This window comes from Qipengyuania sp. SM2512 (assembly GCF_054954005.1).
In genome coordinates, this window is the sequence record NZ_CM143134.1 from 140,960 (window position 1) to 165,850 (window position 24,891).

Consider the following 24,891-nt stretch of genomic DNA (forward strand, 5'->3'; position numbering starts at 1 on the left):
GCCGGGCGCGCACACCGCCCGGCATGATCCAGACCAGCCTTTCCCTCACCCGTCGCCAGGCCCTCGCCGGGCTTGGCGCGACCACCGCACTCACGCTCGGCGGCTGTGCCGCGACCGGCCGCCCCATCGCGCTTGCACAGGCGCAGGCCATCGGCGCCGAGCGGTTGCTGGAGGTGGTCGCCTACAACCTGCTCGAACACGAGCCCGAGCGCGCCACCTCGCTCGGTGTCGACACCGGCCGCTATGCCGAACTGCGCGCGCGGCTGGAGGACCAGTCGCAGACCGGTCAGGATCTCTACGCCGCGACGCTGCGCCGCGATCTCGGCCGCGTCCGGGCCGTCCCGCGCGAGGGGCTCGACCCCGATCTGGTGACCAGTCTCAATGTGGTCGAGAGCGCCTATTCGACCGCGCTCGACGGCTTCGCGCTGCCCTATGGCGATGTCGCAGTCGGCAGCTGGCGCAACGCGCCCTATGTCGTCATCCAGAACGTCGGCACCTATCTCGACATGCCGCGCTTTCTCGACAGCAGCCACCCGCTCGAGGATGGCAGCGACGCCGATGCCTATATGGAGCGATTGGAAGCGCTGCCGGGCGTGCTCGACGGCGAGCTGGAGCGGATGCAAGCGGCGCGCGGGATGGGCGTGATCCCGCCCGGCTTCCTGATCGACAAGGCTATTATCGAGCAGATGCAGAGCACGATCGCCAGCGCGCGATCGGGCAAATTGTTTGTCGACCAATTGCGCGAGCGACTGGTGGCCAAGGGCATGCCCTCCGCCTTCGCCGCACGCGCCGAGCCGCTAGTCACCGGTCCCATCGCCGAGGCGCTGACCCGCCAAGTGGCCGAGCTAGGCCGCCAGCGCGGCATGGCCGACGACAATGCCGGAATGTGGAGCCAGCCGCACGGCGACGAATGGTATGCCTGGGCCCTGCGCGCCAGCACCACCACCACTCAGAGCCCCGACGAAGTCCACGAAGCCGGGCTCGAGGAACTCGCAATGCTGCACGCGCGGATGGACCCGATCCTGCGCGAGATCGGCTACACCAGCGGCAGCGTGGGCGAGCGGATGCAGGCGCTGAGCCGCGATCCGCGCTATCAGTTTGCTGAAGGCGATCCCGGCCGCGCCGAGATCAGGGCCTTCATCGACGACCGCATCGAGTGGATCACCTCGCAGATGCCGCGCGCCTTCAACACGTTGGTCGACCCCAAGCTCGAGGTCCGCCGCCTGCCGCTGTCCGAGGAACCCGGGGCACCGGCCGCCTATGGCGGGGCCGGCAGCAAGGACGGTACGATCCCGGGCCGAATGTGGATCAATCTGCGCACCACCGATCTGCATCGCAAATACGATCTCGCCGACTTGACCTATCACGAGACCATCCCGGGCCACGTCTGGGCGGGCGAATATTCCAACCGCCTGCCGCTGATCCGCTCGATCCTCGCCTTCAACGCCTTTTCCGAAAGCTGGGCGCTTTATGGCGAGCAGATCGCCGACGAGCTGGGAGCCTATGACGATTTCAAGGTCGGGCGGCTGGGCTATCTCCAGGCGCTGGCCTTCCGCGCCTGCCGGATGGTGGTCGACACCGGGCTCCACCACAAGCGCTGGACCCGCGAGCAGGCGCGCAATTTCTTCGTCGAGCGCAACGGCAGCAAATACGAGGAAGTGGCCTCCGAGGTCGATCTCTATTGCAGCTGGCCAGGCCAGGCCTGTGGCTACAAGGTCGGCCACAGCGAGATCGTCCGCCAGCGCGCCCGCGCCGAGGCGGAACTGGGCGACGCCTATGATTTCAAGGCGTTCAACGATGCGGTGGTCCTCGGCGGCAATGCCCCGCTCGACGTCCTGGCGAAGAATGTCGGGCGCTATATCGAGACGACATCGACCCGGACCGCTTGATAGCAGGTGGGAGCGGCGGCCCCGCATTCGCCTTGCATCAACGGTGAATTGTCTTAGCCTGATCTCGTCGGACGGGGGATTTGGCATGAGATTCGTGGTCGCTTTTCTGTCGCTTATGGCTCTGTCCGGCATCGAAGTGCCGGCCAGCGCCGCCTGGTATGAGGCGTCGAGCGATCATTTCGTCATCTATGCCGACGATAGCGAAAAGGACGTCCGCGAATTCTCGCAGAACCTGGAAAGCTATCACTCGGCGCTCGAATATCTGATCGGTCGCGAGATCGCCAAGCCCAGCCCGTCAAACCGGCTGGTGATCTTCGTGGTGGGCGACCAGAGCGACATCCGGAGACTTGCCGGCACCGACAGCCGCTCGATCGCCGGCTTCTACATCCCCCGCGCAGGCGCCTCGCGCGCATTCGTCCAGAACATCCGGATGAAGAGCGGCTACCCGAGCTTCTCGACCACCGTCCTGCTGCATGAATATGCGCACCACTTTCTGATCGCCAGTTCGTCTTACGCCATGCCCCGCTGGCTGAGCGAGGGCTCGGCGGAGTTCTTTGCCGCCGCGACCTTCAACAGCGACGGGAGCGTGCAGGTGGGTCGTCCGGCTCAGCATCGGGCGGGCGAACTCGCGTTCGCAGACGAAGTTCCGGTCCGGGAGCTGCTCGACGCCGGGCTTTACGACAGCCGCGAGCGCAGCCGCTACGATGCGTTCTACGGTCGCAGCTGGCTGCTCTATCATTTCCTGACGTTCGAAGAATCACGCCGAGGCCAGCTCACCGAATATCTGAACCGGATGATCGCCGGCGGCACCTCGATTGAGGCAGCCGAGGCCGCCTTTGGCGATCTCGACGAGCTCGAGAAGGAGCTCGACCGCTATTTGAAGCGGCGCTCGCTCTACAACTTCAAGCTGCCCGCCGAGAAGATTGCGATCGGCGAAATCCGTCTGCGCGAATTGCCCAAGGGCGAATCCGAGATGATGGAAGTCCGCATCCGCTCGCAACGCGGCGTGGATCGGGAAACCGCGCTCGAGGTCCTCGAAGACGCGCGCAAGATCGCGCGACGATATCCCGACGACCCCGGGGTCCAGACCGCGCTGGCGGAAGCCGAGTTCGACGCGGGCAATGATGCCGAAGCGATCGCCGCCGCCGACCGGGCTATCGCGCTCGATCCCAATCGACCAAATGCCTATGTCCAGAAAGGGTTCGCGCTGTTCCGGAGAGCGAGCGAGGCATCCGACCCAGATGCGGCCTATGCCTCGGCAATGGCGCCCTTCTCTGCACTCAACGTGATCGAGAACGACCATCCTCTGCCGCTCATCTATTATTATCGCAGCTTCGCCGAACGGGGCAAGCAACCCAATCAGACCGCCCGGCAAGCGCTCGAAAAGGCAACCGAACTGGCCCCCTTCGATCATCAATTGGCGATGAATGCCGCGATCATGCACGCGCGGTTCGGCGAGATCGCACAGGCCACGCTCCAGCTGACCCCGGTTGCCGCGAACCCGCACGGAGGGAACATGGCCAATGCGGCAAAGCTGCTGCTGACGCTGTTCGACGCCGCCGAAGAAGGCGTCCCCTTCGACCCCCGCACATTGAGCGCAAGCATGGGTGAGGTTGACGGGGACGCCGACGCCGACGCTTCCGAATAGTCCGAGAATTCCAACCGGATCGGTCGCGGCCAAAGAAAACCCCCGCTCCGGTTGCCCGGGCGGGGGTCTCCTCTCCAACCGCCGATACGGTCTGGTAACCGATCCCGTCGCCTAGGCGGCGGCCGGAGCCGCATCGCGCACGCCTTGATCGACGTGTTCCGCGAAGGGCTCGAAATTGTCGACGAACAGCCGCACCAGCTTTTGCGCAGTGCGATCGTATTCGTCCTTGTCGTCCCAGGTCGTCCGCGGATCGAGGATCGCGCTATCGAGCCCGGCATCGTCGAGCGCGGGCACCGCGACCGGGACCTCGAAGCCGAAATTGGGATCCTTGCGGAATTCCGCATCGTTGAGCGATCCGTCGAGAGCGGCGTTGAGCAGCGCGCGGGTGGCCTTGATCGGCATCCGCTTGCCGGTGCCGTATTTGCCGCCGGTCCAGCCGGTGTTGACCAGCCAGCACTGCGCCCCGCCCTCGGCGATCCGCTTCTTGAGCAGATTGCCGTAGACACTGGGGTGGCGCGGCATGAAGGGCGCGCCAAAGCAGGTCGAGAAGGTCGCCTGCGGTTCGGTGACGCCGATTTCGGTCCCGGCCACCTTGGCGGTGTAGCCCGAGAGGAAGTGGTACATCGCCTGGTCGGGGGTCAGCCTGGCGATCGGGGGCAGCACGCCGAAGGCATCGGCGGTCAGCATGATCACGTTTGAAGGCGGCGGGCCGAGGTTCTCGGCGCTGGTGTTGGGGATCGAGGACAGCGGATAGGCGCCGCGGGTGTTCTCGGCGAGGCTGTTGTCGTCGAGATCGATCTCGCCATCCTCGTCCATCACCACGTTCTCGAGCACGGTGCCTTCCATGCGGGTGGTGGCGAAGATTTCGGGTTCGGCCTCGGGGTCGAGCCGGATCATCTTGGCGTAGCAGCCGCCTTCGAAATTGAAGACCGCCGTGTCCGACCAGCCATGCTCGTCATCGCCGATCAGCGTTCGGCTGGCATCGGCGCTGAGCGTGGTCTTGCCGGTGCCCGAGAGACCGAAGAAGACCGCGGTCTTGCCGTCGGGGCCGATATTGGCCGAGCAATGCATCGGCATGACGCCCTGCGGCGGGAGCAGATAGTTGAGAATGCCGAACACGCTCTTCTTCATCTCGCCGGCATATTTGGTCCCGCCGATCAGGATCAGCTTCTCGGACAGGCTGACCGCGATCACGGTCTCGCTGCGGCAGCCGTGCCGCTCGGGATCGGCGCGGAAGCCGGGCAGGTCGATGATGGTGTATTCGGGGACGAATCCTTGGAGCTCCTCCGCCGTGGGGCGCACCAGCAGCGTGCGGATGAACTGGTTGTGCCAGGCGAGCTCGTTGATGACGCGGACGTTGAGGCGGTATTCGGGCTGCGAGCCGCCGAACAGATCGGCGACGTAGAGCGTCTCCTTGCCCTTCACCTCGGCGAGGAAATCCTCCTTCAGAGCCGCGAATTGCGCGGGTGTCATCGAGGCGTTGTTATCCCACCATACGGTGTCTTCGGTCTCGGCGTCGCGGACGATGAACTTGTCCTTGGCGCTGCGCCCGGTGTGCGCGCCGGTCTCGACCACCAGCGGCCCGTGCTTGGCGCGGCGCCCTTCCCCGTTCGCCAGCGCCGCTTTCGTCAGTTCATCCGACGAGAGATTGGCGTGGATATCGGCATCGGTGGCGATGCCTTGGTCGGCGAGCGAATGAGAAAGCGATGAAGGCACTGAAGTCTCCGAACCGAACGGGCTGAATGGAGCGGCAGGGCGCATCGAAGTGCGCGGGGCCACCGGCAGGTATCTAAGCACACCATGCGGCCGCGTCAATTTGATGGATGTATTTACCATGAAGCGGCAAGCAGGCTGCGCTTTGCATGCGTTGTCTTGGTCCAGCAAAGCGGATAGGCAGAACGCAACATGGACCATGGCATTCCTCAACCCGGTCTCGGCAGCGCGGAGCAATCCGTCCCTCCGGAGACCACGGCGCCCGTCGACGGCCGCACTGTCGTCGCACTGGTCGACGATGATCGCAACATCCTGACGACTGTCTCGATCGCGCTGCAATCCGAAGGCTATGCTACAAGGGTCTATTCCGATGGCGAAGCGGCGCTCAAGGCGCTGCTCGACAACCCGCCGCATCTGGCGGTGTTCGACATCAAGATGCCCAAGATGGACGGAATGGAATTGCTGCGCCGGTTGCGCGAGCATTCGGCACTGCCGGTGATTTTCCTGACCAGCAAGGACCACGAGCAGGACGAGGAGGCCGGGCTCGAGCTGGGCGCCGACGATTATATAGCAAAGCCCTTCAGCCTGCGGCTGTTGCTGGCCCGCATCCGCGCGATCCTGCGCCGCAGCGATGCGGTGTTACCCGACGGCGCCCCCTCGCCACCGGCGAGCGAACGACCGCCCGAGAAGATCGAGCGCGGACGGCTGGTGATGGATCCCGCGCGCCACCAGGTTACCTGGGACGGCAGGGCAGTTTCACTCACCGTCACCGAATTCCTTATCCTCGAAGCATTGGCCCAGCGCCCCGGCGTCATCAAAAGCCGCAACCAATTGATGGACGCCGCCTATCCCGATGATGTCTTCGTCGACGATCGCACGGTCGACAGCCACATCAAGCGGATGCGGCGCAAGTTCCGCGTCGCCGACGACGGGTTTTCCGCGATCGATACGCTTTATGGCGCCGGCTACAGCTTCGCCGAAAGCTGACCGCGTGATCGATCGGAGCAGCGTTCCGGCGCGCAATCCGGGTTCCGACAGGTCGCGCTGGCAGGGCCGCCTCTCGCTCACCAGCCGCATCCTGTTCGTCAACGTCCTGCCGCTGGTGCTGCTGGGCGGCGGGTTCATCTATCTCGATTCCTATCGCGAACAACTGCTCGACGAGCGTTTCAAGCTGGCGCTGGTCGAAGCGCAGATCACCGCCGAGGCGCTCGCCGGCGCGAGCGAAGCCCGGCAGGAAGCCTTGCTCATCCAGATCGGCAAGGAACAGCGGCTGCGTATCCGGGTCTACGGCCCCGAAGGCATGCTCGAATCGGACAGTTTCGCGCTCGGCCCGCCCTCCTTCACGCTGGCGGAGAAGCCCACGGACGGCAGCGAGGAATTCGCGCTCACGCTCGATCGCTGGTTCGACCGGATCGTCGGCGCTCCTGTGTTGCCCGACTACAATGAACCCTCCTCCGATTTCGCCGACGCCTGGCCCGAACTGGCCCGCGCGCGCAGCGAGAGCCTGACCCAGATCGTGCTGCGCGATGCACCCGACGGCAGCCATGTGATCACCGCGGCGGCGCCCGTGGGGCTGGACGGCGACACGCTGCTGATCACCCGCAACCCGGTCGATATCAACCAGCGGGTGCGCGAGGCGCGCTCGACCGTGGCGCTGGTGGTGCTGATCGCGCTGCTGGTTTCGACCTTGCTGTCGCTGTTTCTCGCACAGACCATCGTGCGCCCCTTGCGCGAACTGGTCCAGGCGGCGGTGCGGGTCCGGCAGGGCCGCGACCGACAGGTCGAGGTCCCCCGCCTGCCGCAGCGGCGCGACGAGATCGGCATGCTGGCTCGTGCGGTGTCGGACATGACCGGCGCACTGCGTCAGCGGATCGACGCGGTCGAAAGCTTCGCCGCCGACGTCGCGCACGAGATCAAGAACCCGCTCGCCAGCCTGCGCAGCGCGGTCGAATCGCTCGCCAAGGTCGACGACCCCGATCTGCGCCGTCAGCTCAACGATATCGCCAGCCACGATGTCCGCCGGATCGACCGGCTGGTGTCCGACATCTCCGACGCCAGCCGCATCGATGCCGAGCTGTCGCGGACCACCTTCGTGGAACTCGACCTGGCACAGCTGGTGGCGAACATCATCGGTTCGCGCGAGGACCGGCACGAGAACGAGGGACGCACGATCCGCTTCGATGCGCCAGCCGGATCCTATCGGGTGCTGGGAGAGCCTGCGAGGCTCGAGCGGGTGATCGAGAACCTGCTCGACAACGCGGTGTCTTTCTCTCCGCCCGACGGTGCGATCGCGATCGACCTCGACAGCCGCGACGGACGGGTCCTGCTCGCAGTCAGCGACAATGGTCCGGGCGTCCCCGAAGACCGACGCGAGCAGATATTCGAACGTTTCCATTCGCTCAGGCCCGATGCCGAGGATTTTGGCAACCACTCCGGACTGGGGCTGGCGATTGCGCGGGCGGTCGCGGAGGCGCACGACGGGACTCTGACCGCAACTTCGCGCAGGGATGGCGGGGACGGCGCATGTTTCGTCCTGAGCCTCCCCGCAATCAAGCGCTGAACTGGTGGCGTTTGCGGTCGCCAATGTCACCTGCGTCGCAATCGGCGGGCGCGGGCTGCTGATCCAGGGACCACCGGGCAGCGGCAAGTCCACTCTTGCTATCGAGCTGGTGGATCGCGGAGCAGTTCTCGTGGGAGACGATGGAGTCGGTTTCGAACTGCGAGGTGAGCGTCTCTGGGCTGCCCCGCCCGCCAATATCGCCGGGAAACTGGAGATCCGCGGCGTCGGCATAGTGGATATGCCTTGCACCGAAGCTCCCGTGGCGCTGGTCCTGCGCCTAATCGATAGCGCGCCTCGCTTTCCTGAAATGGAGAGCGCCGGCTGGCTCGGGCGGTCGATCCCGCAGTTGGCTTTCGCGGCAAATCATCCGGCCGCAGCGGTCCGCGCCGAACACGCGCTGGCGCGCTTCGGGATCGAATGATCTGTGTCGCACGCCCGTGCCGTCCATTTACATTCCCCGCAGGACTGACAGACTGCCCGAATGGCCCCCGAATCGCACCCGGCACCGTCCCACAAGATTGTGGCGCAGAAAATCCTCGTCGTGACCGGCATTTCGGGGGCAGGCAAATCGACCGCCTTGCAGGTGCTCGAGGACCTCGGCTGGGAGGCGATCGACAATTTCCCGATCCGGCTGCTGCCCGACCTGCTGTCGAAAGAGGAATGCCAGGTCATGCCGCTGGCGATCGGGATCGATTCGCGCACCCGCGGCTTCATTCCCGCCGAGCTTGTGGCCCGGATCAAGGAGCTCGCCGCGCGCGACGATCTCGATGTCCAGACGCTCTTTCTCGATTGCGCCAGCGGCGAGGTTGCGCGGCGCTACAACGAGACCCGCCGGCGCCACCCGATGGCGCGCGGACGCCCGATCGGCGAAGGCATTCGTGCAGAACGCGAATTGCTCGACCCAGTCCGCCGCTGGGCCGAAATGGTGATCGACACCACCAGCTTCACCAGCAACGATCTGCAGCAGGCGGTCCGCGACCGCTTTGCCAGCGATGCGCCGCAGGAATTGACGATCACGGTGAACAGTTTCGGTTTCGCGCGCGGTATGCCGCCGCTTGCCGATCTGGTGTTCGACATGCGCTTCCTCGATAATCCACACTGGGTCGAAGGCTTGCGCGCGCAGACCGGGCTCGATCCGGACGTGGGTGCCCATATCGAGAAGGATCCTGCTTTCGCCTCCAGCTTTGCGCGCATCCGCGATCTGGTGCTGGAACTGATCCCGCATTACGAAGCCCAGGGCCGCGCCTATCTGACGATCGCCTTTGGCTGCACCGGGGGGCGCCATCGGTCCGTCTACACGACGGAAAAGCTGGCCCTGGCCTTGCAAGAGGCGGGCCGCACACCGACCGTCCTGCACCGCAATCTCACTGCCCGCGCCACCGATGCCACCGAGGGACAGGTGGGGTTGGCCGGTTGACTCAGCTATGAGACAGGGTCAAGGGCGCACCGCTTTCGTCATATGACACAGGACGACACGGACCCCCCACGCATGATCGGTTTGATCCTCGTCACCCACGGCAAGCTTGCCGAGCACTTCATCGATGCGATGGAGCATGTCGTTGGTAAACAGGATTGCATCGCCGCGATCAGCATCGGCCCCAATGACGACATGGAGCGCCGCCGGCAGCAGATCGCCGATGCGATCACGTCGGTCGATACCGGCAAGGGAGCGATCATCCTGACCGATCTGTTCGGCGGCACGCCTTCCAACCTCGCCATTTCACTGCTCGACGCCGGGCGGGTCGAGGTCATCGCCGGGATCAACCTGCCGATGCTGATCCGGCTGGCCGGCGCGCGCAAATCGATGGATGTGACCCGGGCGGTCGAGGCCGCGCAGGAGGCCGGGCGCAATTACATCACGGTCGCCAGCCAATTCCTCGGCCAAGACGAGGCCGCGCCGCGAAAGCAGGTCACGTGAGCGAATTGCGCCGCGAACTGACGGTGGTGAACCAGCGCGGGCTGCACGCGCGGGCCAGCGCCAAATTCGTCGGTGCGGTGAGCGAATTGCCGGAAAGCACCAAGGTCAGCGTGGCCAAGGATGGAACCGCGGCCGCGGGCGGTTCGATCCTCGGCCTGATGATGCTCGGCGCAGCCAAAGGCGATACCATCGTCCTGACCGTCTCGGGCGAGAACGCCGAGGCGGTGATGGCTCAGCTTTCCGCCATGATCGAGGACGGGTTCGGCGAGACTTGACCGCCGCGCTTCTGCCATGACCGATCGCCGCCGGATCACCGGTTTTTCCAACCCCACCGTCAAGGCGCTGCGCGCGCTGCGCGATAAAAAGCACCGCAAGCGCGAAGGCCGTTTCCTCGCGGAAGGGCTGCGGCTCCTGACCGATGCACGCGAAAGCGGGCGCGTGCCCGAGATGCTGGTGCTGTCCACGGCGCGCGATCCGCATCCGCTGCTTGCGGCGCTGGAGGCCGATGTCGCTGCGGCAGGGGGCGAGATCGTCGAGACACCCCCCGATATTCTCTCCAAGATCACCGGCAAGGACAATCCGCAGGCGGTCGCAGGGGTGTTCGCCGAGTTCGACACCGCGCTTTCCGCGCTCGACCGGAGCCGCGCGCCGATCTGGCTGGTAGCACAGGCGCTGCGCGATCCGGGCAATCTGGGCACGATGCTGCGCACCGGCGATGCGATGGGCGCGGGCGGGCTGATCCTGATCGACGATTGCGCCGATCCCTTCAGCGTCGAAGCGGTCCGCGCCAGCATGGGTGCGGTGTTCACGCAAACGATCGCGCAGGCGAAGTGGGACGAATTCCTCCCCTGGCTCCGCGCGGGCGACGGACAATTGATTGCCGCCAGCCTGCGCGATGCGCAGCCCTACCGGGACGCGCCCTATGCCGCCCCCTGCCTCGTTATGGTCGGCAATGAATCGCGCGGGCTGCCAGAGGAATACGAGCTCGCCTGCGACCTGCGTGTGACCATGCCGATGCGCGGCCGCGCCGACAGCCTCAACGCGGCGGTCGCCGCGGCGGTGCTCGGCTATGAAATATTGGCGCATCTCGACAAGTAAAAGCGTTGCCTTTGTTGCACAGTCGCGGGGGAAAAGCTTTGCGGCAGCACCCGGCTTGCTTGGCAGAGCCGCTTAATATCTATTAAGTTCGGGGTCGAACGATGGACAAGAATCACACCGAAGACCGCGCCGAGCCGCGGACCAACCTGTTTGTGGCAGCGACGATCGCCACCGACGCCATGTCGGGGCCGGTCCGGCTGCGCAACATCTCCCCCTCGGGCGCCAAGGTCGAGGCGGCCGATCTGCCCGATGTCGGTACGCGGGTCCGCCTGCGACGCGGGACGCTCTCGGTGACCGGCGTCGTCGGCTGGCGCAATGGCAAGGCGATGGGGATGCGGTTCGATCGCCCGACCGACGTGCAGCTGTGGTTGCCCGCGGGGCAAGGAAGCCAGCAACAGGTAGACCGGGTGGTCAAGGCGCTCAAGGACGGCGACAGCCCCTCCCCTACCCCGGCACCGGCGCGCAATTCCGAATCCTACGAATTGCTCAGCATCGCCGACCTGCTCGACGGATTGGGAGACGCGCTGAGCGAGGATCCAGATGTGGTCGCGAAATATTACGCCAAGCTGCAGGTTCTCGACATCGCGACTCAGAAGCTGCGCCAGATCGGCTCGCGTAAAAGCTGACCGGCCCCGGTCCGGCTCAGCCCTTCTCCGCCCGGTCCTCGATCAGCGCCACGTCCTCGTTGTTGTAGCGCGGGGTCGCCTCGACCTTGGGCACTTCCTCGATCTCGCGCTTGCCGATCTCGATACCCTTTTCCGACATTCGCCGCCCCGCGGACAAGACGTTGCGCTCGAAGCTGCCAACGAACTTGTTGTAATTGTCGACCGCGGTTTCGAGCCCGCCGCCGACGCGTTTCATATGCTCGGCGGCGACTGCAAGACGGTCGTAAAGCTCCGCCCCCGCCTTGCCGATCTCGACCGCCTCGCGCGCGATCGTGTCCTGCCGCCAGACCTGCGCCACGGTGCGCGCGATCGCGACGAGATTGGTCGGAGTCGCCAGCAGAACCTTGTTGCGGAAGGCGAAATCCCACAGCTCGGGATCGTGCTCGAGCGCGGCGGCAACGAAATGCTCGCCGGGGATGAACATCACCACATAGTCGGGCGCCTCGTCGAACTGGCTCTGATAGCTTTTCGCCCCCAGCGTTTGGACGTGGTTGCGCATTGATTTGGCGTGCAGGTCGAGGTGGCGGATGCGCTCCTCGTCGGTGTCGGCCTCGAACGCCGCCTGATAGGCGTTGAGCGAGACCTTGGCGTCGATCACCAGCTTCTTCTGCCCGGGAACATGGACGATCGCATCGGGACGCAGCCGGCCATCCTCGGTATCGACCGAGTGCTCGAGCGTGAAATCGGTGTGTTCCGACAGCCCGCATTGTTCGAGCACGTTCTGCAGGGCCCGCTCGCCCCAGCGCCCGCGCGCCTTGGGCGCGTTGGTGAGCGAATTGCCCAGCCGCTGCGCCTCCCGCCGGACCTCTTCCTGACCCAGCCGCATCTGTTCGATCTGCGTGGCGAGCGAGGAAAACGCGTTGGTGCGCTTCTCCTCGAGGGCCGCGACCTGGTCCTCGTATTTCTTGAGCCGGTCGCCCACCGGCTGGAGCAATTCGCGAATCTTCGCCTCGGAGGTCTTTTCCGAATGGCCGAAGCGCTCGGTCGCGCGCTCGAGGAAGGATTCCTGCGCCTTGGACAGCACCGCGGAGCCAGTGTTCTGGAATTCCTTGAGCATTTCCTCGCGCGCCTCGACCAGCAGCCGCTTCTGCTCGTCGAAATTGGCGGTCTTTTCCTTGAGCGTCGCCAGTTCGGAAGCGAGCGCGGAATTGCTGCGACGCACCTCCTCGATCGCGGTTTCGTGTCCCGAGCGAGCTTCGCGCAGTTCTACGGTCAACTCATCGGCGCGCGCCGCCCGAACGGTGGCGTTCTCCAGTTCGACGATCGCCTTGCGGAATTTTTCGTCGAGCTCGCGCGCTTCGCGGTCGCGTTCGCCATGTCTCGCCATCCACTCGACAACCGGGCGCGAGCCGAAAAACCAGCCAAGACCGGCGCCGATGACCAGCGCGCCCAGCGCGACGAATGTTGCGAGCATTTCCATGGCTGGAACATACGCGGAACGAGGTTGGCGGGAAAGCCCCTCATGGAACAATCCCCAGTCCCGCCCGCTCAGTTACCGAAGGAGAAACGCGACTATGTCGATCAAAGAAATGATTTCGGACCACCCGCAGGTGGGCGCGGATTACAACGACCAGCTCGGCGAGGCGATCAAACACGCGATGTATGGCGCGGCGATCATGAACAGCTGCGCCGATGCCTGTCTGGCGGAACCCAATCCCGGCGAGCGGGCGCAGTGCATTCGCCGCTGCCTCGATGCGTCGGACGCCTGCACCGCCTTCTATCGCATGGCCAGCCGCCGCACCGGGGGCAATGTCGCGGCGATCAAGGCGATCGGCGAAGCAGTGCTGGTTGCGGTCGAGGCCTGCCGCGAAGAATGCTCGATGCACGAGGATGCGCATTGCAAGCGCTGTGCGACGATGTGCCAGGAGGTGCTCGACGATGTCCGCAAGGCGCTCGACGGGATGAGCGACGCGCGGTGAATGCGCTGCGCAGGGTCGGGCTAGCGCCTGACCTTGCGGTTCGCCACGAAGTTGTAGAGCGCCCAAAAGCCGAGCGTGAAAACGCTGAAGTAGATCGCGAAACGGATCGCGAAGTCGTCGAAGCTCCCGCCTTCGTCGTAATATCGCCATGCGCACATCAGAGCCGCATAGACGAGCCCCGCGGCGGCGGCTCGCCTCAGGCTGAGCGGCTTGTCGCTCAAGCCGCTTCGCGCAGCTTGCGCAGCTTCTTGAGCGCCATGTTGCGCTTGAGCCGGCTGAGATGGTCGATGAACAAGATCCCCTCGAGGTGGTCCATCTCGTGCTGCAGGCAGGTCGCCATCAGCCCGTCGAGATTCTCCTCGTGGGTCTGGCCCTCGAGGTCCTGATAGCGGACGCGGCAGGTTACCGGGCGATCGACATCGGCATAGATCTCGGGGACCGAGAGGCAGCCTTCCTGATAGCTGGCCAGCTCTTCAGCCGGATCGAGGATCTCGGGATTCACGAAAATCCGCGGTTCCTTGCGCGTGGGCTGGTGGGTGTGCTGGTGGCCGCCGTGGTTGCAGGCTTCGGGCTCGGCGGTCTCGTCGTCGGGCTGGAGATCGATCACCAGCAGGCGCTTGGGCACGCCGACCTGGATCGCGGCCAGGCCGATGCCGGGCGCGTCGTACATGGTCTCGAACATGTCGGCGACGAGCTCTTTCAGCCCCTCGTCGAATTCGGTGACGGGTTCGGACACGAGTTTGAGCCGGGGATCCGGCACTTCGAGGATTTCACGGATAGCCATAACCGGCAATTTAGGGTGATGACGCGCGAATTACAACGCTCCGCAAACCCACCCCGCTGCGTCTAGGAGGCAAGCCGCCAAGTCTCGCTTCCCCTCCCTTGAGGGAGGGGTTGGGGTAGGTGTACGGCGGCGATGGTCAAGACACCGGCCGCCGCGCGCGCAGCGCCTGCGCCAGCGTGCCCTCGTCGAGATAGTCAAGCTCGCCCCCCACGGGGAGGCCATGCGCCAGCTGGGTGATCCTCACGCTGTAGCTCTCGAGCCGTTCGGCGAGGTAATGCGCGGTGGTCTGGCCCTCGAGCGTGGCGTTGGTGGCGAGCACCACCTCGTCCACCCCGCCCTGCTCGACCCGCGCCAGCAGCCCGGCGACATCGAGATCCTCGGGCCGGACGCCGTCGAGCGCGGACAGGCGACCGCCGAGCACGTGATAGGTACCGGTGAACAGCTTGGCACGGTCGAGCGCCCAGAGATCGGCGACATCCTCGACCACGCAGATCGCCTTGGCGTCGCGGCGCGGATCGGCGCAGATGCCGCACGGATTGCTGGTGTCGACATTGCCGCAGATGCCGCATTCGACCAGCGTCTCGCCGACCTGCGCCAGCGCCTCGATCAGCGCGGGCAGCGCGCTCTCGCGGCGCTTGACCAGCCACAGCACCACGCGGCGCGCGCTGCGCGGGCCCAGCCCCGGCAGCCGTGCCAGCGCCGAAGCGAGGGTTTCGATCTCTTGCGATGCCATGGGGCGACAGATAGGGCGCAGCCGGACAATTGAAAACCGAAACTCCTCCGGCGGAAAGACCTTCATGCGCATCATCTTCATGGGAACGCCCGAATTCGCCGTGTCGACGCTGCGCGCGCTGCATCAGGCGGCGCATGAGATTGTCGCGGTCTACACCCAGCCGCCGCGCCGGGCGGGCCGGGGCAAGCAGCTCCAGCCCTCGGCGGTGCAGAAGGAGGCGGAGGTGCTGGGCCTCGAGGTGCGCAGCCCCGCCTCGCTCAAATCGTCCGAGGAACAGGCGCGCTTTGCCGCGCTCGAGGCCGACATCGCGGTGGTCGCCGCCTATGGGCTGATCCTGCCGCAGGCGATCCTCGACGCGCCCGCGCATGGCTGCTTGAATGTCCATGCCTCGATCCTGCCGCGTTGGCGCGGGGCGGCGCCGATCCACCGCGCGATCATGGCGGGCGATGCGACCACCGGGGTGACGATCATGCAGATGGAGGCGGGGCTCGACACCGGGCCGATGCTGGCGACGCTGCGCAAGCCGATCGAGCGTCAGACCACGGGCGAATTGACCGAACAGTTGGCCGAGCTGGGCGCGCAGCTGATGGTGGGTACCTTGCGCGAACTGGCGAACCACCGCGCGGTGCGCCAGAACGATGCCGAGGCGACCTATGCGCCCAAGATCGACAAGTCGGAGGCGCGGATCGACTGGAGCGAGGACGCCGGGACGGTCGAGCGGAAAATCCGCGCGCTGGCACCCTTCCCGGGGGCCTGGTTCGAGCTGGAGGACGAGCGGATCAAGCTGCTTCTCGCCGAGGTGGTAGATACAGACGAAGCTTGCGTCCCCGGCGAAGTGCTCGATACCGACCTCGCCATCGCCTGCGGCAGCGGCGCGATCCGCCCGCTGCGGCTCCAGCGCGCGGGCAAGCCGGCGATGGATCGCGGCGAATTCCTGCGCGGCCGCGCGGTGGCGCCGGGGACCAGGCTCGCCTGACCCGCATGCCCCGTTTCGCGCTCACTCTCGAATTCGACGGCGGCCCCTTCTTCGGCTTCCAGCGCCAGAAGGACGGCCCCAGCATCCAGCGCTCGGTCGAGGCGGCAATCCACGGGGTGACCGGGCAGCAGGTCGCGCTGCACAGCGCCGGCAGGACCGACGCCGGGGTCCATGCTGTGGCGATGCGCTGCCATTGCGATATCGACACCGCCCTCACGCCGTTCCGGCTGACGGGGGCGATCAACGCGCATCTGCGCCCCGATCCGATCGCGGTGACGCAGTGCGAGGTGGTGTCCGACGACTGGCACGCGCGCTTCGCCTGTGTCGAGCGGCGCTATCTCTATCGCATCGTGAACCGCCGCGCGCCGCTGACGCTGGATCGCGAGCGGGCCTGGCAGATCGTGCCCGAGGTGGATGCCCAGGCCATGCACCGCGCCGCGCAATTGCTGGTCGGCCAGCATGACTTCACCACCTTCCGCTCGGCGCATTGCCAGTCCCGCAGCCCGGTCAAGACGCTCGACCGGCTCGATGTCGAACGCGAGGGCGAGGAAATCCGCATCCACGCCGCGGCGCGCAGTTTCCTCCACCATCAGGTCCGCTCGATGGTCGGCTGCCTGGCGCTGGTGGGCATGGGCCGCTGGAGCGAGGAAAGGCTTGTCAGCGCGCTCGAAGCGCGCGACCGGCAGCGACTGGGGTTGAATGCACCCCCTCACGGCCTCTACTTCATGGAAGCCATCTATCCCGACCAAGCAAAAGAATCCCCACAGGAGAGAGACCGATGACCACGACCGGCAAGCAGATCTTCACCACGCTCGCGAGCGACGGCACGCTGACCGTCGAACTGGCCGAAAGCACCTTCCCCGATCCCACCGGCAATCAGGTGCTGGTCAAAATGGAGGCGGCGCCGATCAACCCGTCGGATCTCGCGCTGCTGACCGGTGCCGCGGATCTCGAGAACGCGGACTATTCTCCCGGCAAACTCGTCGCGCGGATGCCCGAGCCGTTCAACACCGGTTCCAAGGGCCGCCACGACCAGCGGATGCCCGTCGGCAATGAGGGCGCGGGCACGGTGGTGGCTACCGGCGATGGCGAGATGGCCAAGGCGCTGATGGGCCAGCGGGTCGCCTGCGTCCCCGGCACCGCCTTCTCCGAATACGCCATCGCCGAGGCGGCCATGTGCCTGCCGCTGGGCGATATCTCCGCCGAGGACGGCGCCAGCGCCTTCGTCAACCCGATGACCGCGCTGGGCTTCGTCGAGACCGCGCGCGCCGAAGGGCACAAGGCGATCGTCCATTCCGCTGCCGCTTCCAATCTGGGCCAGATGCTCAACCGCATCTGCCAGGAGGACGGGATGCAGCTGGTCAATATCGTCCGCAAGCGCGAGCAGGTCGAACTGCTCAAGTCGCAGGGGGCCGAACATGTCGTCAATTCCTCCGACGAGGATTTCATGGCCCAGCTGCGCAGCGCGATCGACGCGACCGACGCCTTCATCGGCTTCGACCCGATCGGCGGCGGGCAGACCGTGGATCACTGCTTCAAGGCGATGGAGCAGGTCGCGGTCTCCAAGATGAGCGAGTTCAGCCGTTACGGTTCGAACCAGCCCAAGAAGATGTATATCTACGGACGGCTCGACATGGGCGCGACCGTGCTGACCCCGGCCTATGGCTTCGGCTGGACGCTGTCGGGCTGGCTTTTGACCCCGTTCCTGCAGCAGGCGGGGATGGAAACCGTGGTGCGGATGCGCAAGCGCGTGCTCGACAACCTCACCACCACCTTCGCCAGCAAGTACAAGCGCAAGGTCAATCTGGAAGAAATGCTGACCAAGAACGCCGTGCTCGACTATCGCGCGATGAAGACCGGCGAGAAATATCTCGTCGTGCCCAACGGCTAGCCGTGTCGCGACCGGGTCCTCGCAGGTGCGGGGACCCGGTTGTCAGCGCCCGTCGAAGGCGCGCTGGATCGCCGCGCGGTCGTTCTCACCGCTGGCGATCAGCAATTGCAGCAGGATGCGCGCCTTCGCCGGAGTGAGCGCCCGCGAGGCGACGAATCCGTTCTTGGCGTCGTCGGGTTCGACATCGACCAGCCCCTCGTCGGCACGGCTGGCGCGGACCACCTGCAGCCCTTCGGCGCAGCGGCGAACCAGTTCGCGGCGCGCGGCTTTGGGCATGTTGCCCTCGCCGACGCCTGCCACCACCACGCCGCGCGTGTCGGGCCCGATGCAGCGCGCCACCGCTTCGCCGCAGAGGCCCGAATAGGCGGCGACGATCGCGACCTCGGGCAATGCTTCCACCCAGGCGAACTGCGCTTCATCGCCAGCCCGCCATGGCGCGCCGAACCATTCGAGCGAGGACGGCGTGACCAACCCCACCGATTCGCGCGGGAAACCGCGAAAGGCTTCGGTCCCGCGGGTGCGCACCTTGCGGACGTCGCGCGCGCCGAAAATCCTGTCGCCCATCACCACCAGCACACCGCGCCCCGCGGCCTCGCGATCGCCCGCGACGCGCATGGCATTGGCAAAATTGCGCAATCCGTCATAGCCTACCGCATCGGCGGGCCGCATCGCGCCGACCATCACCACGGGTTTGCTGGCGGGCAGCGTCAGGTCGAGCAGAAAGGCGGTTTCCTCCAGCGTGTCGGTGCCATGGGTGATGACGACGCCGTCGCATTCGGGATCGGCCAGCGCCGCGCGCGCCGCGCGGTGGAGGTCGTTCCAGACCAACTGTCCGATGTCCGCCGAATCGATATTGGCGATTTGTTGTGCGGTGAGCTCCGCCTCGAGACCGAGCCCGGCGACATCCTCGAGATAGTCCTCGATCGCGATCTGGCCGGCGTTGTAATCGCTGGCGGTCGCCGAGCCGGCGATCCCGGCGATCGTGCCGCCGGTGGCGAGTACGGTGAGCTTCACGGTCATCGCTGCCGCGCCTAGCCGCGCGGCGCACGCAACGGCAATTGATTTTGCACCCGAGCCCGCTATGTGGGCAGCCCGTGGGGCGCTTAGCTCAGTTGGTAGAGCATCTCGTTTACACCGAGAGGGTCGGCGGTTCGAGCCCGTCAGCGCCCACCACGGAAGTCTCCTGAAAACGCTGAAGCCGGTCTGCGCAGTTATTGCGCTGCCAGAGCCTCGTCGATCGCAGCGCGCACTTCCGGTGCGGACCAATCCAGTTCGCCCGCAACCCGCCAGACCTCGCGGCCCGCACCGTCGTAAAGAACTGTGGTCGGCAGCGCCTGTGCCAGCGCCATCGAAAGCTGGGTTTCGGGATCGATCCAAGGTTCGAGATGCTCCAGCCCGGTCTCCTCGAAGAAGGGCTGGACCTTCTCGGTCTGGAGGTCTTGGCTTGCCGCGATCACGGTCAGTTCCTCTCCGTAATCGCCCGCCAGCTTGTCGAGCAGCGGCATTTCCTTGACGCAGGGCGCGCACCAGGTGGCCCACAGGTTGAGCAGCACCGGCGTGCCCTGCAGCGCGCCGAGATTAAGAACCCGGCCCGCAGGATCGACCAGATTGACCGCGGGCATCAGCTCCCCCGCCTGGCTGCGATCTATCCGGCCCGCGACCACGGCGCCCGAGCTTTCTTGCGCCCCCTCGGGCGCTCCCCTATCGCAGCCGGCCAGGCCGAGACCGGCGATGAGGATGGTGGCGATTGTGAGCGAGACGCGGGACAAGCAGGCTTCCAATACGATGTGGGGAGGCAGGTTCGCCGAAGGGCCTAGCGCGATCATGCGCGAAATCAACGCCTCGATCCCCTTCGACAAGGCGTTGTGGCGGCAGGATATCGCCGGCAGTCGCGCGCATGTCGCGATGCTGGCGGCGCAGGATATCGTCAGCGCGAAGGACGCGAAGGCGATCGACGAGGGTCTGCAGACCATCGCCGCCGAATACGAGCGCGACGGTGTGCCCGAAGACTGGGACCTGGAAGACATCCACATGACCGTAGAATCGCGACTGGCCGAACTGGTCGGCCCGGTGGCAGGGCGGCTGCACACCGCGCGCAGCCGCAACGACCAGGTGGCGACCGATTTCCGGCTGTGGATGCGCGAGGCGATGCTCCGCGCCGAGGCCGGGATCGATGCGCTCCAGCATGCGCTGGTGACGCGCGCAGGCGAGCACGCCGACACCATCATGCCCGGCTTCACGCACCTGCAGACCGCGCAGCCGGTGACGTTGGGCCATCACCTGCTGGCCTATTACGAGATGACGCGGCGCGACCGCAGCCGTTTCGCCGATGCCCGCGCGCGAATGGACGAATGCCCGCTGGGCAGCGCGGCGCTGGCGGGGACCGGCTTCCCGATCGACCGCGAGGCGACCGCCCGCGCGCTGGGCTTCGCCCGCCCAACGCGCAACAGTCTCGATGCAGTCTCTGACCGAGATTTTGCGATGGATTACCTCGCCGCCGCGAGCCAGTGCGCGATCCATCTCTCGCGGCTGGCGGAGGAGCTGATCATCTGGGCGAGCCAGCCCTTCGGCTTCGTGCGCATGCCCGACACGCTCTCGACCGGCAGCTCGATCATGCCGCAGAAGAAGAACCCCGACGCCGCCGAGCTGGTGCGCGGCCATTCCGGGCGGATTATCGGCTGCGCGACCGCGCTGATGGTGACGATGAAGGGCCTGCCGCTGGCCTATTCCAAGGACATGCAGGACGACAAGCCGCCGGTGTTCGAGGCCGCGGGCCTGCTCGACCTGTGCCTCGCCGCCGCCGCCGGCATGATCGCGGACAGCCGCTTCGAGGTCGCACGAATGCGGCAGGCGGCCGAGCTGGGCTATGCCACCGCGACCGATCTCGCCGATTGGCTGGTGCGCGAGGCGGACATCCCCTTCCGCGAGGCGCATCACATCACCGGGGCGGCGGTGCGGCTGGCGGAGAGCCGCGGGTTAGCGCTCGACGCGCTGTCGCTGGACGAGCTTACAGCGATCGACTCGCGCATCGACGAGCGCGTGTTTGCCGCGCTCTCGGTCGATGCCTCGGTCGCGGCGCGCAGCTCCTATGGCGGCACCGCGCCCGAGCAGGTAAGACAGCGCGTGGCCGAGGCGCGCCGCGAATTGGGGATCGACGAATGACACGCACACTCGCCGCCATCGGAGCGCTGCTGGCGCTGGGCGCCTGCGGACAGCAGGCCGCGCTGACGCCCGCACCGGGCGCCACGCTCCCCGTCGCGCCCTATGGCAGCAGCACCCCGCCCGATGCCGCGGAGCTGCTCGAACTCGATCCGCAGGCCGCGCCCGAGCGCAGCGTCGAACTGCGTCGCCGTTCGGAGGAACGCCAGGACGATCCGTTCGACCTGCCTCCCGAATAGCTTGCCGCCGGTTAGCTTGCTGCCCGGAAAGCACAGATAACTCGACTTGGACGCAGCATCGCGGCATGCGGCGCCGCGATGGACCATTTCACTCTCCGCGACGGCGTCCTCCACGCCGAAGACGTGCCGCTCCCCGCGATCGCCGAGGCGGTCGGCACCCCCGTCTATGTCTATTCGCGCGCCACGATCGAGCGCCACGCCGCGGTCTTCCGCGAGGCGCTGGCACCGCTCGACAATCCCCACATCGCCTTCGCGGTGAAAGCCAATCCCAACCTCGCGGTGCTGCGCGTGCTCGCGCGGCAGGGCTATGGCGCGGATGTGGTCTCGGGCGGCGAGCTGATCCGTGCGCTGGCCGCGGGGATGAAGCCGGACGACATCGTCTTTTCCGGGGTCGGAAAGACCCATGGCGAGCTCGAACAGGGGCTGCGCGAGGATATCGGCCAGTTCAACATCGAGAGCGAGGAAGAGGGCTACGAGCTCGCAGCCATCGCGCGCCGCGCGGGCAAGGTCGCGCGCTGCGCGCTCAGGGTGAACCCCGATATCGATGCGCGCACGCATGAGAAGATCTCGACCGGCAAGAGCGAGAACAAGTTCGGCGTGCCGCTCGACCGCGCCGCCGAGATCTACACCGCGCTCGCGCGCGAAGACGGGCTCGATATGCGCGGGATCGCGGTCCATATCGGCAGCCAGCTCGCCAGCCTCGAGCCGCTCGGAACCGCCTTCGGCAAGGTCGGCGCGCTGATCGGCGAACTGCGCGCTGGCGGCTGCAAGGTCACCCACGCCGATCTCGGCGGCGGTCTCGGCGTCCCCTACCGCGCGGGCGAAGTGCTCCCCGCCCCGGCCGAATACGGCGCCATGGTGGCGCGGGTGACCAAGGACTGGGACGTGCGGCTGATGTTCGAGCCCGGAAGGGTGATCGCGGGCAATGCCGGCGTGCTGCTGACCCGCGTGGTGCGGGTCAAGCGCGGGCTGACGCATCCCTTCGTGGTCGTCGACGCGGCGATGAACGATCTCGCACGCCCCGCTCTCTACGGCGCCTGGCACGATTTCGACGCGGTCGAACCCACCGGCGAGCGCACGACCGCGCATATCGTCGGGCCGATCTGCGAGACCGGCGACACTTTCGCTATGGACCGCGAATGCGATGCGCTGACCAGTGGCGAGCTGGCGGTGTTCCGCACCGCGGGCGCCTATGGCGCAACCATGGCCTCGTCCTACAATTCGCGCGGCTTCGTCGCCGAGGTGCTGGTCGATGGCGACCGCTTCGCCGTGGTCGCCGACCGGATCGCGCCCAGCGCCATCATGGACGCCGAGCGCATGCCCGACTGGCTGGCGTGAACAGCCTGCCGCTCTTCCACCGCATCGCGGGCACGAAGGTGGTGCTGGTCGGCAGCGGCGGCATGGCCGAGGCCAAGCAGCGGCTGGTCGAGCGCGCCGGGGGCGAGATCTGCAGCGAGGCCGAGGCGCATCACGCGCGGCTGGCTTTCGTCGCGCTGGAGGATGGCCGCAAGGCCGAGGCGGCGGCGCTGCGGCTCAAGCGGCTGGGCCTGCTGGTCAATGTCGCCGACCGGCCCGAACTGTGCGATTTCACCCTCCCCAGCGTGCTCGAGCGCGAACCGGTGCTGATCGCCGTCGGCACCGGCGGCGCCTCTGCCGGGCTCGCCAAGCATCTGCGGCTGCGGCTCGAGCGGCTGCTGCCCGCAGGACTTGGCGCGCTCGCGAGCGGGTTGTCGGAAGCGAGGGACCGGCTCCGCGCACGCTGGCCCGATGGCGACGACCGCCGCCGCGCCATCGATGCCGCGCTGTCCGAGCACGGCCCGCTCGATCCGCTCGCCGGCGGAAGCGCCGAGCGGGTCGAGAGCTGGCTGGCGGATGCCACCGAGCCGCAGGGCGCGCAGGTTATCGAGATCGAACTCGCCGGCAACGACCCAGACGAGCTCACGCTGCGGCAGGCGCGGCTGCTCGGAATGGCCGACACGGTGCTGCACGATTCGGCTGTCGCCGAAGCAATCCTGATCCGCGCGCGCGCCGATGCGAGGCGAATGGCCCTGCCGTGCGAACCACCCGGGAACGGGCTGACGATCGTATTGCGTCGCGCTGCACCGTGACCAGCGCGGATCAGATCGCGGTTTCGCGACCGCTGTCCACCTCGGCGAAATAGCGCGCCATCGCATCGGCGGTTCGATCGCTTAGCGCGATGAAGGCACGGCGCTTGTCCTCCCGATCCTGCGTACGCTCGAGCAAGCCGCTCTCCACCATCTGCGCCACCCATCGCAATGCGGTGGTGGGCGGGACCCCGGCGGCGATGCACAGCGAGGAGACCGACACGCGGCGATGCTCGGCCCGCGCGACGGTCAGATCGAGCAGGATGTCCCATGCCGGATCGGCGAACATTTCGTCGTCGAAATACTTGGCGCGCCGACGCCGGTCGCGGATGATGCCCCTGACCAGCCGCGGATCGGGCAAGGGCGGGCGCGGTCGACGCAGGAAATCGCGCTCGTCACCCGCCGGGCGGAATGTCCTCTCGGGCGCGCGCAGCGCTCCTCCATCCGCTCCCGGCGCCAGCCGGTCGAGCTTTTCGGCAATTCGTACGACCTGCTCGGTCAGCCGCAGCAGCATCATGCGCTCCTCGCCGTCGTCTTCGCGCAATCGGCGACCGGGCAGTTGCGCCAGTGCCGCGCCCAGCGCCACCAGCCCCTCGGCGCGCTGGGCACCGATCAGAATTTGCGGGCGCGAGCGGTCGAGACAACCGAAGACATCCTCGAGCGCTTCCGCCGAGGTCGCGACGATCAGTCGCGCCCCCGCGCGCGCCACCCGCTCGTCGAGCCGGATCAGTGCCGCCAGCTTGCCGGCATCGATCTGCGGACAATCGGCAACCACCACATCGCCCAGCACCCCGCCCGATCCTTCGAGCAGGCTTTCCAACGGCTGCGGCTTGCCCGCCGCCAACCCGCAAGCGCGGGCGTCCTCGGCAAGATGGATCAGCCTGCGCTCGTCCGCTCCGAACAGCGAGAGCGTGAGCGCGAACACCGGATCGCCCTCCGCCTGCAAAGGTTCGACACCCTCGTGAAGATAGGCAAGCTGGGCCATGCGAATCGCTCCTGTTTGGGTGAACAGGAGTAGAACATAGCGGGAATGAGTCAAGAATGGAGCAATTGCACCCGATGATCAGGGCCGGATTTCAATCGGCGTTCCATCGGGCACCATCCGCCACAGCAGTTCGATCTCCGCATTCGTCAGCGCAATGCAGCCGTCGGTCCAGTCGCCTGCCACGCGCCGGTCGTCGGGCGAACCGTTCGGCTGGCCATGGATGAAGATGTCGCCGCCGGGCGAGCGCCCATGCAACTGCGCAAAGGCGCGATCGGCGGCATTGGGGTAAGAGATTCGGAGGCTGAGGAAGAAGCGCGACTGCGGATTGCCGAAGTCGATCGTGTAGCGACCCTCGGGGGTCCGCTCGTCGCCCTCGAACCGCTTATGACCCCGCGGCGCGTTGCCGAACTGCAAGCCGGCCACGCTGTGAACCACCCGCCCCTGCGAATACAGCCACAGTGTGCGTTCCGATTTGTCGACCAGCACGAAGTCGGCGGTCGGGACGTTCTCGGCGCGGGCGGATTCCTCGCCGGAGACAGCGATCGTGACGAGCAGCAGCAGGGTAAGCAGGCTACGCATGGCTCCAGCCACAATGCCGCCAGCTCGACC

Annotated in this window: 27 protein-coding genes and 1 tRNA gene; 19 read left to right on the forward strand and 9 right to left on the reverse strand. The window is 66.5% G+C overall.

Going from position 1 to position 24,891, the window contains the following annotated elements:
• Positions 1-23 precede the first annotated feature (23 nt).
• Together ACQ5J0_RS00730 and ACQ5J0_RS00735 are read left to right on the forward strand one after the other, a co-directional pair.
• Positions 24-1,889: a DUF885 domain-containing protein gene (locus ACQ5J0_RS00730; RefSeq protein WP_462568620.1), complete on the forward strand. Its 1,866-nt coding sequence runs from the start codon at positions 24-26 to the stop codon at positions 1,887-1,889.
• Positions 1,890-1,974: 85 nt separating this feature from the next.
• Positions 1,975-3,537: a tetratricopeptide repeat protein gene (locus ACQ5J0_RS00735; protein ID WP_462568621.1), complete on the forward strand. Its 1,563-nt coding sequence runs from the start codon at positions 1,975-1,977 to the stop codon at positions 3,535-3,537.
• 111 nt (positions 3,538-3,648) lie between these two features.
• Here the strand turns inward: ACQ5J0_RS00735 and ACQ5J0_RS00740 are convergent, their stop codons facing one another.
• Positions 3,649-5,253 (reverse strand): phosphoenolpyruvate carboxykinase, encoded by a 1,605-nt coding sequence (locus ACQ5J0_RS00740; protein WP_462568622.1) that lies wholly within the window; start codon positions 5,251-5,253, stop codon positions 3,649-3,651.
• A 189-nt stretch (positions 5,254-5,442) separates the two neighbouring features.
• Between ACQ5J0_RS00740 and ACQ5J0_RS00745 the strand changes: the two genes are divergently transcribed.
• The 8 genes from ACQ5J0_RS00745 to ACQ5J0_RS00780 all read left to right on the forward strand — a co-directional run bounded on the left by ACQ5J0_RS00745 (position 5,443) and on the right by ACQ5J0_RS00780 (position 11,452).
• Positions 5,443-6,237 carry a response regulator transcription factor gene (locus tag ACQ5J0_RS00745; protein WP_462568623.1) on the forward strand — a complete coding sequence of 265 codons (795 nt, stop codon included), beginning with the start codon at positions 5,443-5,445 and terminating at the stop codon, positions 6,235-6,237.
• The gene (locus tag ACQ5J0_RS00750) at positions 6,206-7,810 is read left to right on the forward strand and encodes an ATP-binding protein (RefSeq protein WP_462568624.1); all 1,605 of its coding nucleotides are present in this window, start codon (positions 6,206-6,208) and stop codon (positions 7,808-7,810) included. Before ACQ5J0_RS00745 ends, ACQ5J0_RS00750 begins: the two co-directional genes overlap by 32 nt.
• A 4-nt stretch (positions 7,811-7,814) precedes the next feature.
• On the forward strand, positions 7,815-8,231 hold the full coding sequence (locus tag ACQ5J0_RS00755; protein WP_462568625.1) for an HPr kinase/phosphorylase: 417 nt from the start codon (positions 7,815-7,817) through the stop codon (positions 8,229-8,231).
• 60 nt (positions 8,232-8,291) lie between these two features.
• The gene (gene rapZ / locus ACQ5J0_RS00760; RefSeq protein ID WP_462568626.1) at positions 8,292-9,227 is read left to right on the forward strand and encodes an RNase adapter RapZ; all 936 of its coding nucleotides are present in this window, start codon (positions 8,292-8,294) and stop codon (positions 9,225-9,227) included.
• A 72-nt stretch (positions 9,228-9,299) separates the two neighbouring features.
• On the forward strand, positions 9,300-9,728 hold the full coding sequence (locus tag ACQ5J0_RS00765; RefSeq protein WP_462568627.1) for a PTS sugar transporter subunit IIA: 429 nt from the start codon (positions 9,300-9,302) through the stop codon (positions 9,726-9,728).
• On the forward strand, positions 9,725-10,003 hold the full coding sequence (locus tag ACQ5J0_RS00770) for an HPr family phosphocarrier protein (RefSeq protein WP_462568628.1): 279 nt from the start codon (positions 9,725-9,727) through the stop codon (positions 10,001-10,003). The genes ACQ5J0_RS00765 and ACQ5J0_RS00770 overlap by 4 nt, the downstream gene beginning before the upstream one ends.
• Before the next feature lie 16 nt (positions 10,004-10,019).
• Entirely contained in the window at positions 10,020-10,826 is an 807-nt protein-coding gene (locus ACQ5J0_RS00775; protein WP_462568629.1) for a TrmH family RNA methyltransferase, read from the forward strand.
• 101 nt (positions 10,827-10,927) lie between these two features.
• On the forward strand, positions 10,928-11,452 hold the full coding sequence (locus tag ACQ5J0_RS00780) for a PilZ domain-containing protein (protein WP_462568630.1): 525 nt from the start codon (positions 10,928-10,930) through the stop codon (positions 11,450-11,452).
• 16 nt (positions 11,453-11,468) lie between these two features.
• Here ACQ5J0_RS00780 and ACQ5J0_RS00785 read toward each other — a convergent pair whose 3' ends face one another.
• On the reverse strand, positions 11,469-12,905 hold the full coding sequence (locus tag ACQ5J0_RS00785; RefSeq protein WP_462570148.1) for a DNA recombination protein RmuC: 1,437 nt from the start codon (positions 12,903-12,905) through the stop codon (positions 11,469-11,471).
• Positions 12,906-13,005: 100 nt separating this feature from the next.
• Here ACQ5J0_RS00785 and ACQ5J0_RS00790 point away from each other — a divergent pair, with 100 nt between their 5' ends.
• Positions 13,006-13,410: a four-helix bundle copper-binding protein gene (locus ACQ5J0_RS00790; protein WP_462568631.1), complete on the forward strand. Its 405-nt coding sequence runs from the start codon at positions 13,006-13,008 to the stop codon at positions 13,408-13,410.
• 20 nt (positions 13,411-13,430) lie between these two features.
• Here the strand turns inward: ACQ5J0_RS00790 and ACQ5J0_RS00795 are convergent, their stop codons facing one another.
• The 3 genes from ACQ5J0_RS00795 to recR all read right to left on the reverse strand — a co-directional run bounded on the left by ACQ5J0_RS00795 (position 13,431) and on the right by recR (position 14,927).
• Positions 13,431-13,631: a hypothetical protein gene (locus ACQ5J0_RS00795; protein WP_462568632.1), complete on the reverse strand. Its 201-nt coding sequence runs from the start codon at positions 13,629-13,631 to the stop codon at positions 13,431-13,433.
• Positions 13,628-14,194 carry a peptide deformylase gene (locus ACQ5J0_RS00800; RefSeq protein ID WP_462568633.1) on the reverse strand — a complete coding sequence of 189 codons (567 nt, stop codon included), beginning with the start codon at positions 14,192-14,194 and terminating at the stop codon, positions 13,628-13,630. Before ACQ5J0_RS00800 ends, ACQ5J0_RS00795 begins: the two co-directional genes overlap by 4 nt.
• A gap of 136 nt (positions 14,195-14,330) precedes the next feature.
• Positions 14,331-14,927 (reverse strand): recombination mediator RecR, encoded by a 597-nt coding sequence (gene recR, locus ACQ5J0_RS00805; RefSeq protein WP_462568634.1) that lies wholly within the window; start codon positions 14,925-14,927, stop codon positions 14,331-14,333.
• 64 nt (positions 14,928-14,991) lie between these two features.
• Between recR and fmt the strand changes: the two genes are divergently transcribed.
• The 3 genes from fmt to ACQ5J0_RS00820 are packed head-to-tail and all read left to right on the forward strand — an operon-like array spanning position 14,992 to position 17,794.
• Entirely contained in the window at positions 14,992-15,903 is a 912-nt protein-coding gene (gene fmt / locus ACQ5J0_RS00810) for a methionyl-tRNA formyltransferase (protein ID WP_462568635.1), read from the forward strand.
• A gap of 5 nt (positions 15,904-15,908) precedes the next feature.
• Positions 15,909-16,685 (forward strand): tRNA pseudouridine(38-40) synthase TruA, encoded by a 777-nt coding sequence (gene truA, locus ACQ5J0_RS00815; protein WP_462568636.1) that lies wholly within the window; start codon positions 15,909-15,911, stop codon positions 16,683-16,685.
• A complete protein-coding gene (locus ACQ5J0_RS00820; RefSeq protein WP_462568637.1) occupies positions 16,682-17,794 on the forward strand; it encodes a zinc-binding dehydrogenase in 1,113 nt (370 codons plus the stop codon). Before truA ends, ACQ5J0_RS00820 begins: the two co-directional genes overlap by 4 nt.
• Positions 17,795-17,836: 42 nt before the next feature.
• Here the strand turns inward: ACQ5J0_RS00820 and ACQ5J0_RS00825 are convergent, their stop codons facing one another.
• A complete protein-coding gene (locus ACQ5J0_RS00825; protein ID WP_462568638.1) occupies positions 17,837-18,814 on the reverse strand; it encodes an asparaginase in 978 nt (325 codons plus the stop codon).
• A gap of 77 nt (positions 18,815-18,891) precedes the next feature.
• On the opposite strand from ACQ5J0_RS00825, the gene ACQ5J0_RS00830 reads away from it, so the two are divergent.
• Positions 18,892-18,967, forward strand: a tRNA-Val gene (locus ACQ5J0_RS00830).
• Between the two features lie 38 nt (positions 18,968-19,005).
• On the opposite strand, the gene ACQ5J0_RS00835 is transcribed toward ACQ5J0_RS00830, so the two are convergent.
• Positions 19,006-19,563: a TlpA family protein disulfide reductase gene (locus ACQ5J0_RS00835; RefSeq protein WP_462568639.1), complete on the reverse strand. Its 558-nt coding sequence runs from the start codon at positions 19,561-19,563 to the stop codon at positions 19,006-19,008.
• Between the two features lie 16 nt (positions 19,564-19,579).
• Here ACQ5J0_RS00835 and argH point away from each other — a divergent pair, with 16 nt between their 5' ends.
• The 4 genes from argH to ACQ5J0_RS00855 all read left to right on the forward strand — a co-directional run bounded on the left by argH (position 19,580) and on the right by ACQ5J0_RS00855 (position 23,300).
• A complete protein-coding gene (gene argH / locus ACQ5J0_RS00840; protein ID WP_462570149.1) occupies positions 19,580-20,956 on the forward strand; it encodes an argininosuccinate lyase in 1,377 nt (458 codons plus the stop codon).
• On the forward strand, positions 20,953-21,192 hold the full coding sequence (locus ACQ5J0_RS00845; protein ID WP_462568640.1) for a hypothetical protein: 240 nt from the start codon (positions 20,953-20,955) through the stop codon (positions 21,190-21,192). Before argH ends, ACQ5J0_RS00845 begins: the two co-directional genes overlap by 4 nt.
• A 78-nt stretch (positions 21,193-21,270) precedes the next feature.
• The gene (gene lysA, locus ACQ5J0_RS00850; RefSeq protein ID WP_462568641.1) at positions 21,271-22,530 is read left to right on the forward strand and encodes a diaminopimelate decarboxylase; all 1,260 of its coding nucleotides are present in this window, start codon (positions 21,271-21,273) and stop codon (positions 22,528-22,530) included.
• On the forward strand, positions 22,527-23,300 hold the full coding sequence (locus ACQ5J0_RS00855; RefSeq protein ID WP_462568642.1) for a precorrin-2 dehydrogenase/sirohydrochlorin ferrochelatase family protein: 774 nt from the start codon (positions 22,527-22,529) through the stop codon (positions 23,298-23,300). Before lysA ends, ACQ5J0_RS00855 begins: the two co-directional genes overlap by 4 nt.
• Before the next feature lie 10 nt (positions 23,301-23,310).
• Here ACQ5J0_RS00855 and ACQ5J0_RS00860 read toward each other — a convergent pair whose 3' ends face one another.
• Positions 23,311-24,282, reverse strand: a complete 972-nt coding sequence (locus ACQ5J0_RS00860; RefSeq protein ID WP_462568643.1) for a winged helix DNA-binding protein — start codon at positions 24,280-24,282, stop codon at positions 23,311-23,313.
• 78 nt (positions 24,283-24,360) lie between these two features.
• A complete protein-coding gene (locus ACQ5J0_RS00865; protein WP_462568644.1) occupies positions 24,361-24,861 on the reverse strand; it encodes a L,D-transpeptidase family protein in 501 nt (166 codons plus the stop codon).
• Positions 24,862-24,891: the final 30 nt, after the last annotated feature.

Excerpts from the sequence above, each read along its gene's own strand:
- ACQ5J0_RS00820 (WP_462568637.1), top strand. The coding sequence starts at position 16,682 with ATGACCACGACCGGCAAGCAGATCTTCACCACGCTCGCGAGCGACGGC.
- ACQ5J0_RS00780 (WP_462568630.1), top strand. The coding sequence starts at position 10,928 with ATGGACAAGAATCACACCGAAGACCGCGCCGAGCCGCGGACCAACCTG.
- ACQ5J0_RS00800 (WP_462568633.1), bottom strand. The coding sequence starts at position 14,194 with ATGGCTATCCGTGAAATCCTCGAAGTGCCGGATCCCCGGCTCAAACTC.
- ACQ5J0_RS00735 (WP_462568621.1), top strand. The coding sequence starts at position 1,975 with ATGAGATTCGTGGTCGCTTTTCTGTCGCTTATGGCTCTGTCCGGCATC.
- ACQ5J0_RS00825 (WP_462568638.1), bottom strand. The coding sequence starts at position 18,814 with ATGACCGTGAAGCTCACCGTACTCGCCACCGGCGGCACGATCGCCGGG.
- ACQ5J0_RS00785 (WP_462570148.1), bottom strand. The coding sequence starts at position 12,905 with ATGCTCGCAACATTCGTCGCGCTGGGCGCGCTGGTCATCGGCGCCGGT.
- ACQ5J0_RS00865 (WP_462568644.1), bottom strand. The coding sequence starts at position 24,861 with ATGCGTAGCCTGCTTACCCTGCTGCTGCTCGTCACGATCGCTGTCTCC.
- ACQ5J0_RS00860 (WP_462568643.1), bottom strand. The coding sequence starts at position 24,282 with ATGGCCCAGCTTGCCTATCTTCACGAGGGTGTCGAACCTTTGCAGGCG.
- ACQ5J0_RS00765 (WP_462568627.1), top strand. The coding sequence starts at position 9,300 with ATGATCGGTTTGATCCTCGTCACCCACGGCAAGCTTGCCGAGCACTTC.
- ACQ5J0_RS00775 (WP_462568629.1), top strand. The coding sequence starts at position 10,020 with ATGACCGATCGCCGCCGGATCACCGGTTTTTCCAACCCCACCGTCAAG.
- ACQ5J0_RS00730 (WP_462568620.1), top strand. The coding sequence starts at position 24 with ATGATCCAGACCAGCCTTTCCCTCACCCGTCGCCAGGCCCTCGCCGGG.
- ACQ5J0_RS00745 (WP_462568623.1), top strand. The coding sequence starts at position 5,443 with ATGGACCATGGCATTCCTCAACCCGGTCTCGGCAGCGCGGAGCAATCC.
- ACQ5J0_RS00790 (WP_462568631.1), top strand. The coding sequence starts at position 13,006 with ATGTCGATCAAAGAAATGATTTCGGACCACCCGCAGGTGGGCGCGGAT.
- lysA (WP_462568641.1), top strand. The coding sequence starts at position 21,271 with ATGGACCATTTCACTCTCCGCGACGGCGTCCTCCACGCCGAAGACGTG.
- rapZ (WP_462568626.1), top strand. The coding sequence starts at position 8,292 with ATGGCCCCCGAATCGCACCCGGCACCGTCCCACAAGATTGTGGCGCAG.
- fmt (WP_462568635.1), top strand. The coding sequence starts at position 14,992 with ATGCGCATCATCTTCATGGGAACGCCCGAATTCGCCGTGTCGACGCTG.
- recR (WP_462568634.1), bottom strand. The coding sequence starts at position 14,927 with ATGGCATCGCAAGAGATCGAAACCCTCGCTTCGGCGCTGGCACGGCTG.
- argH (WP_462570149.1), top strand. The coding sequence starts at position 19,580 with ATGTGGGGAGGCAGGTTCGCCGAAGGGCCTAGCGCGATCATGCGCGAA.
- ACQ5J0_RS00750 (WP_462568624.1), top strand. The coding sequence starts at position 6,206 with ATGGCGCCGGCTACAGCTTCGCCGAAAGCTGACCGCGTGATCGATCGG.
- truA (WP_462568636.1), top strand. The coding sequence starts at position 15,909 with ATGCCCCGTTTCGCGCTCACTCTCGAATTCGACGGCGGCCCCTTCTTC.
- ACQ5J0_RS00845 (WP_462568640.1), top strand. The coding sequence starts at position 20,953 with ATGACACGCACACTCGCCGCCATCGGAGCGCTGCTGGCGCTGGGCGCC.